Below are 11,999 nucleotides of genomic sequence, written 5' to 3'. Positions count from 1 at the left end.
GAAGCGCGCAGCCGGCCCAATCTCAAGCAGTCACCCGACCCGCGAGTCGCCGGTACGTCCGGCCGGCTCCTCCACTGGAGGACCCGGACTCGCGGGTCGTCTGCGTTCTCGGTGTTTTCACGGCGTTCCGCGTTCTCGGGGGTGTGGTCGTGGCCGGTGGGTGGCGTTCCGACCGGGTCGGCAGTGCTCTGCGGGGCGAGAATCCCACGGTGCTGCGCAGGCTGGAGGCCGGGTTCGCGGTGATCGGGGACGTGCAGTTCCTGCCGGGCTACTCGGTGCTGCTGACCGACGATCCGGCGGTGCAGCGGCTGTCGGAGCTGCCGCGCGGCAGGCGCCTGGCGTTCCTGGAGGGCATGGACCGGCTCGGGGAGGCCGTCGAGCGGGCCTGCCGGCGGCTGGAGCCGGGGTTCCGGCGGGTCAATCTGGAGATCCTGGGGAACACCGACCCGTTCCTGCACGCGCATGTGTGGCCGCGCTACGACTGGGAGCCGGCGGATCTCGTACGGCGGCCCGTGTGGCTCTATCCGCGGCGGATGTGGCGTGAGGAGCGGTACGCGCTCGGGGTGCGGCACGGTCCGCTGCGGGCCGCTGTCGGCGAGGAGCTGGACCGGCTGCCGGGGCGGGGTGCGGGTGCGGCCCCACCCGGGGAGCGGATGGGGCCGTGAGGGGGGAACGGGGGCGAAGGGTCAGTGGGCGATGTCGCCGTAGCCCTCGATCTCGCGGGGGTTGCGGCTGCCCGGGCCCACGTACCGGGCCGAGGGGCGGACCAGGCGGCCGGTGCGCTTCTGCTCCAGGATGTGGGCGGACCAGCCGGCCGTGCGGGCGCAGGTGAACATGGACGTGAACATGTGCGCGGGGACTTCGGCGAAGTCCAGGACGATGGCCGCCCAGAACTCGACGTTGGTGGCGAGGACCCGGTCGGGGCGGCGGGCGTGGAGTTCGGCCAGGGCCGCCTTCTCCAGGGCTTCGGCGACCTCGAAGCGGGGGGCGCCGAGTTCGCGGGCGGTGCGGCGCAGGACGCGGGCACGGGGGTCCTCGGCGCGGTAGACGCGGTGGCCGAAGCCCATGAGGCGTTCGCCCTTGTCGAGCGCGTTCTTCACGTAGGCCTCGGCGTCGCCGGTGCGTTCGATCTCCTCGATCATGCCGAGGACGCGGGAGGGGGCGCCGCCGTGCAGGGGGCCGGACATGGCGCCCACGGCGCCGGACAGGGCCGCCGCCACGTCGGCGCCGGTCGAGGCGATGACGCGGGCGGTGAAGGTGGAGGCGTTCATGCCGTGCTCGGCGGCGCTGGTCCAGTAGGCGTCGACCGCCGCGACGTGCTTGGGGTCGGGCTCACCGCGCCAGCGGATCATGAAGCGTTCGACGACGGACTGGGCCTTGTCGATCTCGCGCTGCGGGACCATGGGCAGGCCCTGGCCGCGGGCGGACTGGGCGACGTAGGACAGGGCCATGACGGCGGCGCGGGCGAGGTCCTCGCGGGCCTGCTCGGCGTCGATGTCGAGGAGGGGTTTGAGGCCCCAGACGGGTGCGAGCATGGCCAGCGCGGACTGGACGTCGACGCGGATGTCGCCGGAGTGGACGGGGATGGGGAAGGGTTCGGCGGGCGGCAGGCCGGGGTTGAAGGCACCGTCGACGAGCAGGCCCCAGACGTTGCCGAAGGAGACGTGGCCGACGAGGTCCTCGATGTCGACGCCCCGGTAGCGGAGGGCGCCGCCCTCCTTGTCCGGTTCGGCGATCTCCGTCTCGAACGCGACGACTCCTTCGAGCCCGGGTACGAAGTCGGACATCAGGCGGCTCCTCGTGGTGTAAGTGACAGATGGTGCGTTGCGGGGTGGGCCGAAGGCACCGTGTCGGTCAGCTGGCGAGCGGGCGACCGTCCGACGGATCCGCGGTCGTCTGCGGCGACTCGCGGTCCCGGCCGGTCCTCCCTGTGATGCCCCGTGCGGTCGGCGGTCATCCGGCCGCAACGGCACGGAAACGATATCCCCGGGTGTCAGGATTGGGGAGGGGTCGCGGCACTGAGTGCCATGCAGTGACGAAGGACACCGTCCGTACGGCAAGATGACCGGGTGACCGACCGCGACGCCGTCCCCTTCGATCTGGCCTCGATGCGCAAGCAGTACCGGGCCGACGGACTTGCCGAGAGCGAGCTGGCCGCGAGCCCGGTGGAGCAGTTCGCGCGCTGGTTCAAGCAGGCCGCGACGGACGGCGGGCTGTTCGAGCCGAACGCCATGGTGGTCTCCACGGCCGACGCCGAGGGGCGGCCCAGTTCCCGTACGGTCCTGCTGAAGCACTTCGACGAGCAGGGGTTCGTCTTCTACACGAACTACGACTCCCGCAAGGCGCGTGACCTGGCGCAGAACCCGTACGTCTCGCTGCTGTTCCCGTGGCATCCGATGGCGCGGCAGGTGATCGTGTCCGGGGTGGCGCGGCGGACCGGGCGGGACGAGACGGCGGCGTACTTCCGGAGCCGGCCGCACGGTTCCCAGCTGGGGGCGTGGGCCAGCGCGCAGTCGTCCGTGGTGTCGACCCGGGCGGACATCGACGCGGCCTACGCGGAGCTGGCGGCGCGGTATCCGGAGGGCGAGCAGGTGCCGGTGCCGCCGCACTGGGGCGGTTTCCGGGTGGCGCCGCGGACGGTGGAGTTCTGGCAGGGCCGGGAGAACCGCCTGCACGACCGCCTGCGGTACGTGGGGCAGCCGGACGGCAGCTGGCGGGTGGAGCGCCTGTGCCCCTGAGCCGGCGCCGGCAGGGTTCTCAGCCGAGGGTTTCTTCCAGGAGGCCGGCCCACTGGGCGACCACGCGTTCCCGGCGGGGGGCGTCGTCCGTGAGGAGGTTGGCCAGGCCGAGGCCGCGGGCCATGTCGAGCAGGCCCTGGACGGTTTCGCGGACGCCGGGGACGGTTTCGTCGGCGGACAGCAGTTCGACGGCTATGCGGTGGGTCTCGCGGCCGACCCGGGATTCGAGTTCCGTGACGCGGGGGCGCAGCTGGTCCTCGTTGGAGGCGGCGACCCACAGATGGAGGGCCGCGCGGAACAGGGGCCCGGTGTAGAGGTCGACGAGGGCGGCCACGACGGCGCGGCGGTCGCCCGCGGCGCCGTCGGGGAAGAGGGCGCGCAGGGCGGTCGAGCGTTCCTCGGCGACGTATTCGACCGCTGCCGTGAAGAGGTCCTCGCGGGTCGGGAAGTGGTGCTGGGCGGCGCCGCGGGAGACACCGGCGCGTTCGGCGACCACGGAGACGGTGGAGCCCGCCCAGCCGTGTTCGGCGAGGCAGGCCACGGCGGCCTCCAGGAGCCGCTGCCGGGTGGCCCGGCTGCGGTCCTGCTTGGGGACTCTCTCCGCACGGTCGACCGCGCTCACACCACCCATGCCGGATCCCGTCGTTCGAGGAAGGCCGTCATCCCCTCGCGTGCCTGTGCGGAGGAGAACAGCCGGGCCGAGAGCGCGGTGAGGTGTTCCGCGTCCCGGTCGAAGGCTTCCAGCACCCTAGCCGTGAGCAGCCGTTTCGTCTCGGCCAGGGCGTCGGGGGCGGACTTGCGCAGGCCGTCGAGCATGGGGGTGAGGGCCGTGTCGACGTCGTCGGCGTGGGCGGTGAGCAGGCCGGCCGCGGTGGCTTCGGCGGCGTCGAAGCGTTCGCCGGTGAGGCAGTGGCGGGACAGGGCGCGCGGATCGGCGCGGGGCAGGAGCGGCAGGGAGATGACGGCGGGGGCGACGCCGATGCGGACCTCGGTGAAGGCGAAGGTGGCGGTGGTGGCGGCGACGGCGATGTCACAGGCGGCCAGGAGGCCGAGGCCGCCGGCGCGGACGTGTCCGGTGACGCGGGCGACGACGGGTTGGGGCAGTTCGACGATCTGGCGCAGGAGGGCGACCAGGGCCTCGGGGCGCGGAGGGTCCTTGAGGTCGGCGCCGGCGCTGAAGGTGTTGCCGGTGTGGGTGAGGACGACCGCGCGGACGGCTCTGTCCCGGCCGGCGTCGGTGAGGGCGTCGGCCAGCTCGGTGACGAGGGCCGCGGACAGGGCGTTGCGGTTGTCCGGTGAGTCGAGGGTCAGGGTGTCCACGGCGCGGGTGCGCGTGCGGGTCACGAGGGTCATGTGCGCTCCCTGAGTCGGCGTCGCAGGATCTTGCCGGAGGCGGCGCGCGGGATGCCGGCGGTAAAGGTGACGCGGCGCACCCGCTTGTAGGGGGCGACGCGTTCGGCGACGTACGCCATGACGTCCTCCTCGGTGAGGGCGGCGGAGGGCTGGCGGACGACGTAGGCGTGCGGGGTCTCGTTGCCGTCGTCGTCGTAGGTGCCGACGACGGCGGCGTCGGCGATGCCCGGGTGGGTGAGGAGGAGGGCTTCGAGTTCGGCGGGGGCCACCTGGAAGCCCTTGTACTTGATGAGTTCCTTGACGCGGTCGACGACGAACAGCCAGCCCTCCTCGTCGACGTGGCCGACGTCGCCGGTGTGCAGCCAGCCGTCGGGGTCGATCATGGCGGCGGTGGCGTCGGGCCGGCCGAGGTAGCCCTTCATGATCTGCGGTCCGCGGATGAGGATCTCCCCGGATTCGCCGGCCGGGAGGTCCTCGGCGGGGTCGTCGAGGGAGACGATGCGCATCTCGGTGCCGGCGACGAGCTTGCCGACGGTGCCGGGCGGGGCGTCGCGCATGGCGTCCAGGGGGACGACGTGCGTGCCCGGGGAGAGTTCGGTCATGCCGTAGGCCTGGCCGACGGGCGGCAGGCCGAGGCGTGCGGAGCAGGCGGCGGCGAGGCGGGCGTCCAGGGGTGCGGCGGCGCTGATGATGTATCTCAGCGACGACAGGTCGTACTGGGCGACGGCCGGGTGCTTGGCCAGGGCGAGGACGATGGGCGGGGCGACGTAGAGCGCGGTGATGCGGTGGTTCTGGATGGCCGCGAGGAACTGTTCGAGGTCGAAGCGGGGCAGGACGACGACCGTGGCGCCTTGCCGCAGGGGGGCGTTCATCAGGGCGGTGAGGCCGTAGATGTGGAAGAAGGGCAGGACCGCCAGGACGCGTTCGCCGGGGCCGGCGGGGATCGCGGGGTGGAGCTGGGCGAGGTTGGTGGCGATCTGCCGGTGGGTGAGCATGACGCCCTTGGGCGTGCCGGTGGTGCCGGAGGAGTAGGGCAGGACGGCGACGTCCTCGCCGGGGTCGATGGCGACCCGGGGCTCGGGGGCGGTGGTGGCCAGCATGTCGATCAGGGAGCGGTGGCCGGTGGCGCTGTCGCACACGAAGATCTCCCTTACGCCGCCCGCGAGTTCGGCGGCGCGCCGGGCGGTGCCGAGCAGCGGTGAGACGGTGATGATCCAGCGGGCCGCGCAGTCCGTGAGCTGTTTGGCGAACTCCTCGGCGGTGGCGAGCGGATGCACGGTGGTGACGGTGGCGCCCGCGCGGGTGGCGGCGTAGAAGGCGGTCGGGAAGGCGACGGTGTTGGGGCTGTGCAGGGCGAGGACGTCGCCCTTGCGGACCCCGGTGTCGGCGAGGGCGGCGGCGACGCGCCGGTGGAACCGGTCCACCTGCTCGTACGTGAGCGTGGTGCCGTCGGTGCCGTCGACGAGGGCGGGGGTCGCGCCGAACTCGGCGGCCCGGGCCAGGACGGCGTCGTGGATGGGCCGGTCGACGGGTGGGACGTCTGCGTACTCGCTGCGGAACATGGCTGGTTCCTCCTCGCGGCGCGGGCCGTCTCAGTACGACTTGGGCAGGCCCAGAGTCTGGTGGGAGACGTAGTTGAGAATCATCTCCCGGCTGACCGGCGCGATACGAGCCACGCGCGCGGCCGTTATCAGCCGGGCCAGGCCGTACTCGCGGGTGAGGCCGTTGCCGCCGAGGGTGTGCACGGCCTGGTCGACGGCCTTGACGCAGGCCTCTCCGGCGGCGTACTTGGCCATGTTGGCGGCTTCTCCGGCGCCGGTGTCGTCACCGGTGTCGTAGAGGTGGGCGGCCTTCTGCATCATCAGGCGGGCCAGTTCGAGGTCGATGTGCGCCTGGGCGAGGGGGTGGGCGACGGCCTGGTGGGCGCCGATGGGGGTGTTCCAGACGGTGCGGTCGCGGGCGTAGCCGACGGCCTTGGCGAGGGCGTGGCGGCCCATGCCGATCGCGAAGGCGGCCGTCATGATGCGCTCGGGGTTGAGGCCGGCGAACAACTGGAGCAGACCCGCGTCCTCGTCGCCGACCAGGGCCTCGGCGGGCAGGCGCACGTCGTCCAGGACGAGTTCGAACTGCTTCTCCGCCGCGTGGAGTTCCATGTCGATGGGGCGGCGGGTGAAGCCGGGGGTGTCGCGCGGGACGATGAACAGGCAGGGTTTGAGGCGTCCGGTGCGGGCGTCCTCGGTGCGGCCGACGATCAGGGTGGCGTCGGCGATGTCGACGCCGGAGATGAAGACCTTGCGGCCGGTGAGGATCCAGCCGCCGGTGCCCCGGTCGCGGCGGGCGGTGGTGGTGATGCGGTGGCTGTTGGAACCGGCGTCGGGTTCGGTGATGCCGAAGGCCATCCGGCGGGTGCCGTCGGACAGGCCGGGCAGCCACTCCCGCTTCTGGGCGTCGGTGCCGAAGCGGGCGATGACGGTGCCGCAGATGGCGGGTGAGACCACCAGCATGAGGAGGGGGCAGCCCGCCGCGCCCAGTTCCTCGAGGACGATGGAGAGTTCGGAGATTCCGCCGCCGCCGCCTCCGTACTCCTCGGGGAGGTTGACTCCGAGGTAGCCGAGTCCGCCTGCGTCCGACCAGAGGTGGGTGGGGTCGCCTCCGGGGCCGTGCCGCGTGCCGAGGGCGGCGACGGCTTCTCGGAGCGCCTTGTGCTCTTCGGTGTCCATGGGAGTTCCTTTCGGTGCGGGCCGGATGTGGCTTGTCGCGCAGTTCCCCGCCCCCTAAGAGGCTTCCTTCACCACGGCCAGCAGCGCGCCCGGTTCGACCTGTTGCCCTGACGCGACGCACAGGTCGGTCAGTGTTCCCGTCACCGGGGCGGTGATCCTGTGCTGCATCTTCATCGCCTCCAGCCAGAGCAGGGGCTCGCCGGCCCGCACCGGCGTCCCGGCCGTGAGCCCGTCGGCGACGCGGACGACCGTGCCCGGCATGGGCGCCAGGAGGGAGCCGGGGGCGTGCCGGGCGGTGGGGTCGGGGAAGCGGGGCAGGGCGGTCAGGAGGGCGGTGTTGACGTACACCCGCTCGCCGTGGCGGGCGACTTCGTAGGTGCGCCGCACGCCGTCCACGTCGAGGACGACGAGGTGGGCGTCGGCGTGCACGACCCGCACGCCGTCGGCCTCGGGGCCGTTCCTGCCGTGCCGGTAACGCGCCTCGTGCTCCTCGCCGGCCATCAGGTAGCGCTTGGTCTGCGGCTGGGAGGGGACGTTGCGCCAGCCGCCGAAGCGGGAGCGGCCGTGGGCGTCGGCGAGGGCGGCGGCCAGGGGGGCGTGCGGGTCCGGGGCCGGTTCGGTCAGGCCCGCGAGGTGGCGGTCGTAGAAGCCGGTGTCCATGCGGGCGGCGGTGAACTCCGGGTGGCGCAGGGAGCGGACCAGGAGGTCGCGGTTGGTGACGGGGCCGTGGATCGCCGCGCGTTCGAGGGCGGAGGCGAGCCGGCGCAGGGCCTCGGGGCGGGTGGGGGCGTGCGCCACGACCTTGGCGATCATCGGGTCGTAGTGGACGCCGATGTCGTCGCCGTCGGTGTAGCCCGTGTCCAGGCGGACGCCCTCCGGGACGGCGAGACGGTGCAGGCGGCCCGTCTGCGGGGACCAGTCGCGGGCGGGGTCCTCGGCGTACAGGCGGGCCTCGACGGCGTGGCCGCGGGCGGGCGGCGGTTCGGCCGCCAGGGGGTGGCCCTCGGCGACGCGGATCTGCTCGGCGACCAGGTCGACGCCGAACACGGCCTCGGTGACGGGGTGTTCGACCTGGAGGCGGGTGTTCATCTCCAGGAAGTGGGCGCGGTCACCGGCGACGAGGAACTCGACGGTGCCGGCGCCCACGTAGTCGACGGCCCGGGCGGCCCGGACGGCGAGGGCGGCGAGTTCCCGGCGCAGTCCGTCGGTCAGGCCGGGCGCGGGGGCCTCCTCGACGACCTTCTGGTGGCGGCGCTGCAGGGAGCAGTCGCGGGTGCCGAGCGCGTGGACGGTGCCGTGGGTGTCGGCGAGGATCTGCACCTCGACGTGGCGGCCGTTCTCGAGGTACGGCTCGACGAACACCTCCCCGTCGCCGAAGGCGGCGGCCGCTTCGGCGCGGGCGGCGGCGAGTTCGGCGTCCAGGTCCGCGAGGTGCCGTACGACGCGCATGCCGCGGCCTCCGCCGCCCGCCGCGGCCTTCACCAGCACCGGCAGGTCGGCCTCGGTGACCTCGGTGAGGGGTGCGATGCCCATGAGCTGCTTGGCGCGGGTCTTGGACGCCATGGCCTCGATGGCCTCGGGGGGCGGTCCGATCCACACCAGGCCCGCGTCCCGCACGGCCCGGGCGAAGGCGGCGTTCTCGGAGAGGAAGCCGTAGCCGGGGTGCACGGCGTCGGCGCCGGCCGCGAGGGCGGCCTTCACGATCAGGTCGCCGCGCAGGTAGGTGTCGGCGGGCGTGTCCCCCGGCAGCCGTACGCTCGTGTCGGCCGCGCGTGTGTGCAGGGCCCTCGCGTCGGCGTCCGAGTGCACGGCGACGGTTCGGATGCCCAGTTCGCGGCAGGTGCGGAAGACCCGGCAGGCGATCTCGCCCCGGTTGGCGACGAGTACAGAACAGATCACTGGGGGTTCCTCACATCCGGAAGACGCCGAAGCCGCCGCGCGCGCCCTCGTAGGGGGCGGTGTGGATCGCGGACAGGCACAGGCCGAGGACGGTGCGGGTGTCGCGCGGGTCGATGACGCCGTCGTCGTAGAGCCGCCCGGACAGGAACATCGGCATCGACTCGGACTCGATCTGCTGCTCCACCATGGCGCGCAGCGCCGCGTCGGCCTCGTCGTCGTAGGGGTGTCCCTTGGCGGCGGCCGACTGGCGGGCGACGATCGACAGGACGCCCGCGAGCTGCTGCGGGCCCATGACGGCGGACTTGGCGCTGGGCCAGGCGAACAGGAAGCGCGGGTCGTAGGCGCGGCCGCACATGCCGTAGTGCCCGGCGCCGTAGGAGGCGCCCATCAGGACGGACAGGTGGGGGACCGTGGAGTTGCTGACGGCGTTGATCATCATGGCGCCGTGCTTGATGATGCCGCCCTGCTCGTACTCCTTGCCGACCATGTAGCCGGTGGTGTTGTGCAGGAAGAGCAGCGGGATGTCGCGCTGGTTGGCGAGCTGGATGAACTGGGCGGCCTTCTGCGACTCCGCGCTGAACAGCACGCCCCGGGCGTTGGCGAGGATGCCGACCGGATAGCCGTGCAGCGTGGCCCAGCCGGTGGTCAGGCTGGTGCCGTACAACGGCTTGAACTCGTCGAAGTCGGAGGCGTCGACGAGGCGGGCGATGACCTCGCGCGGGTCGAAGGGGGTCTTCAGGTCGCCCGGGACGATGCCGAGCAGCTCCCCGGCGTCGTACTTGGGTGGTTCGGCCGGGCCGGGATCGCCGTACGCCTTGCGGTGGTTGAGGCGGGCGACCACGCGCCGGGCCTGCCGCAGGGCGTCGGGCTCGTCGACGGCGAAGTGGTCGGCGAGGCCCGAGGTGCGCGCGTGCATCTCCGCACCGCCCAGGGACTCGTCGTCGCTCTCCTCGCCGGTCGCCATCTTCACCAGCGGCGGGCCTCCGAGGAACACCTTCGCGCGCTTCTCGACCATGATCACGTGGTCGGACATGCCGGGGACGTAGGCGCCGCCCGCGGTGGAGTTGCCGAAGACGACCGCGACGGTGGGGATGCCGGCGGCGGACAGCCGGGTGAGGTCGCGGAAGATGGCGCCGCCGGGGATGAAGATCTCCTTCTGGGACGGCAGGTCGGCGCCGCCGGACTCCACCAGGCTGATCACGGGCAGCCGGTTGGCGAGGGCGATGTCGTTGGCGCGCAGGGCCTTCCTCAGCGACCAGGGGTTGCTCGCCCCGCCGCGCACGGTCGGGTCGTTGGCGGTGATCAGGCACTCGACGCCCTCCACGACGCCGATACCGGTGACGAGGGAGGCGCCGACGGTGTAGTCGCTGCCCCATCCGGCCAGCGGGGACAGTTCCAGGAAGGGCGTGTCCGGGTCGAGGAGCAGTTCGATGCGCTCGCGGGCGAGGAGTTTGCCGCGCGCCCGGTGCCGTGCGACGTACTTGTCGCCGCCGCCCGCGAGGGCCTTGGCGTGTTCGGCGTCGAGCGCGGCGAGCTTGTCGAGCATCGCCTCGCGGTTGGCCCGGAACTCGGGGCTGCCGGGGTCGAGGGCGGAGGTCAGGACGGTCACAGCAGGGCCTCCGGTATCTCCAGGTGGCGGGAGCGCAGCCATTCGCCGAGGGCCTTGGCCTGCGGGTCGAAGCGGTGCTGCGCGGCGACGCCGGCGCCGAGGATCCCCTCGACGACGAAGTTCAGGGCGCGCAGGGCCGGCAGCACGTGCCGTCGGACGGTCAGGTCGCGGCTCTCGGGGATCAGCTCCCGGAACCGGTCGGTGGTCAGTTCGTGCGCGAGCCAGCGCCACGCCTGGTCGGTGCGGACCCACACGCCGACGTTGGCGTCGCCGCCCTTGTCCCCGCTGCGGGCCCCGGCGACCAGCCCCAGCGGTGCCCGGCGGCACGGCCCGGCCGGCAGCGGTTCGGGCAGCGCGGGCTCCGGTACGGGTTCGAGGGCCCGGGTGTCCTGCGGGGGCGGCACGTTGATCCGGCGCCCGTCATGGAGGACGGCCACATGGTCGACGGCCCCATGGGGGACGTACACCTCCTCGAACACCCCGTAGGGCGAGCCCTTGGAGGGTGGGGCCAGCACATGGAAGCCGGGGTAGCTCGCCAGGGCCAGCTCCACCGCGGCCCCGCTCAGGGCACGTCCCACGGCCTGCTGGTCGGGGTCCTTGACGACGAGCCGCAGCAGGGCGCTGGCGGTCTCCTGCGTGCCGGCGTCGGGCTGGTCGGTGCGCGCGAGTTCCCAGCGCGCCTCGGCGACCGTGCCCAGGGCGGGCTCCAGCTGCTCCCTGACCAGGGCCGCCTTTGCCTCGACGTCCAGCCCGGTGAGCACGAAGACGACCTCGTTGCGGAACCCGCCGAGGCGGTTGCGCCCGACCTTGAGGGTGGGCGGCGGTGCCTCCCCGCGCACGCCCTCGATCCGCACCCGGTCGGGCCCGTCGGAGCCGAGCCGGACGGTGTCCAGCCGGGCGGTGACGTCCGGCCCCGCGTACCGGGCGCCCGCCGTCTCGTACAGCAACTGGGCCGTGACCGTGCCGACGTCGACGAAACCGCCGGTGCCGGGGTGCTTGGTGACGACGCAGCCGCCGTCCTCGTGCAGTTCGGCGAGCGGGAAGCCGGGGCGGCGGACGTCGCCGTCGCGGAAGAAGGCGTAGTTGCCGCCGGTGGCCTGGGTGCCGCACTCGAGTACGTGCCCGGCGACCACGGCCCCGGCCAGCCGGTCGTACGCACCGGGCTGCCAGCCGAAGTGGGCGGCGGCGGGCCCGGTGACCAGGGCCGCGTCCGTGACCCGCCCGGTGACCACGACGTCGGCGCCCTCCCGCAGGCAGGCCGCGATGCCGAAGCCGCCGAGGTAGGCGTGGGCGGCCAGGCTCCCCGGGTGGGCCGCGGTCAGGTCGTCGCCCTCCACGTGGGCGACCCGCACGGGCAGCCCCAGCCGGCCGGCCAGCTTCCGTACGGCGTCGGCGAGCCCGGCCGGGTTGAGGCCGCCCGCGTTGGCGACGATCCGCACGCCCCGCTCGTGGGCGAGCCCGAGGCACTCCTCCAGCTGCCGCAGGAACGTGCGGGCGTATCCCGCGGCCGGGTCCTTCAGCCGGTCGCGGCCGAGGATCAGCATGGTCAGCTCGGCGAGGTAGTCGCCGGTGAGGACGTCCAGTTCGCCGCCGGTGAGCATCTCGCGCATGGCGTCGAAGCGGTCGCCGTAGAAGCCGGAGGCGTTGCCGATGCGCAGGACCGTCATGACGCGGCCCTCC

The 11,999-nt window shown here is 73.3% G+C and carries 10 protein-coding genes; 2 read left to right on the top strand and 8 right to left on the bottom strand.

Going from position 1 to position 11,999, the window contains the following annotated elements; all coding sequences use genetic code 11:
- Positions 1–149: 149 nt before the first annotated feature.
- On the top strand, positions 150–665 hold the full coding sequence (locus Q5694_RS24160) for an HIT family protein (protein ID WP_333935376.1): 516 nt from the start codon (positions 150–152) through the stop codon (positions 663–665).
- 21 nt (positions 666–686) lie between these two features.
- Here the strand turns inward: Q5694_RS24160 and Q5694_RS24155 are convergent, their stop codons facing one another.
- Positions 687–1,787: a citrate synthase 2 gene (locus Q5694_RS24155; RefSeq protein ID WP_333935375.1), complete on the bottom strand. Its 1,101-nt coding sequence runs from the start codon at positions 1,785–1,787 to the stop codon at positions 687–689.
- Between the two features lie 282 nt (positions 1,788–2,069).
- Here Q5694_RS24155 and pdxH point away from each other — a divergent pair, with 282 nt between their 5' ends.
- Positions 2,070–2,738, top strand: a complete 669-nt coding sequence (gene pdxH / locus Q5694_RS24150) for a pyridoxamine 5'-phosphate oxidase (RefSeq protein WP_333935374.1) — start codon at positions 2,070–2,072, stop codon at positions 2,736–2,738.
- Between the two features lie 19 nt (positions 2,739–2,757).
- Here pdxH and Q5694_RS24145 read toward each other — a convergent pair whose 3' ends face one another.
- The 7 genes from Q5694_RS24145 to Q5694_RS24115 are packed head-to-tail and all read right to left on the bottom strand — an operon-like array spanning position 2,758 to position 11,986.
- Positions 2,758–3,369: a TetR/AcrR family transcriptional regulator gene (locus Q5694_RS24145; RefSeq protein ID WP_333935373.1), complete on the bottom strand. Its 612-nt coding sequence runs from the start codon at positions 3,367–3,369 to the stop codon at positions 2,758–2,760.
- Positions 3,357–4,091: an enoyl-CoA hydratase family protein gene (locus Q5694_RS24140; protein ID WP_333935372.1), complete on the bottom strand. Its 735-nt coding sequence runs from the start codon at positions 4,089–4,091 to the stop codon at positions 3,357–3,359. Before Q5694_RS24140 ends, Q5694_RS24145 begins: the two co-directional genes overlap by 13 nt.
- Complete coding sequence (locus tag Q5694_RS24135; RefSeq protein WP_333935371.1) at positions 4,088–5,653, bottom strand: 4-coumarate--CoA ligase family protein; 1,566 nt, start codon at positions 5,651–5,653, stop codon at positions 4,088–4,090. The genes Q5694_RS24140 and Q5694_RS24135 overlap by 4 nt, the downstream gene beginning before the upstream one ends.
- 30 nt (positions 5,654–5,683) lie before the next feature.
- Complete coding sequence (locus tag Q5694_RS24130) at positions 5,684–6,811, bottom strand: acyl-CoA dehydrogenase family protein (protein WP_333935370.1); 1,128 nt, start codon at positions 6,809–6,811, stop codon at positions 5,684–5,686.
- Positions 6,812–6,865: 54 nt separating this feature from the next.
- Complete coding sequence (locus tag Q5694_RS24125; RefSeq protein ID WP_333935369.1) at positions 6,866–8,710, bottom strand: acetyl/propionyl/methylcrotonyl-CoA carboxylase subunit alpha; 1,845 nt, start codon at positions 8,708–8,710, stop codon at positions 6,866–6,868.
- A 10-nt stretch (positions 8,711–8,720) separates the two neighbouring features.
- Complete coding sequence (locus Q5694_RS24120; RefSeq protein WP_333935368.1) at positions 8,721–10,319, bottom strand: acyl-CoA carboxylase subunit beta; 1,599 nt, start codon at positions 10,317–10,319, stop codon at positions 8,721–8,723.
- Positions 10,316–11,986: an acyclic terpene utilization AtuA family protein gene (locus Q5694_RS24115; RefSeq protein ID WP_333935367.1), complete on the bottom strand. Its 1,671-nt coding sequence runs from the start codon at positions 11,984–11,986 to the stop codon at positions 10,316–10,318. Before Q5694_RS24115 ends, Q5694_RS24120 begins: the two co-directional genes overlap by 4 nt.
- Positions 11,987–11,999: the final 13 nt, after the last annotated feature.

Origin of the sequence: Streptomyces sp. AHA2 (assembly GCF_036857595.1) — a bacterium.
Taxonomy (GTDB): domain Bacteria; phylum Actinomycetota; class Actinomycetes; order Streptomycetales; family Streptomycetaceae; genus Streptomyces.
Note: the sequence above shows the minus strand (reverse complement) of the source record. Positions and strands in the feature narration are given on the sequence as shown.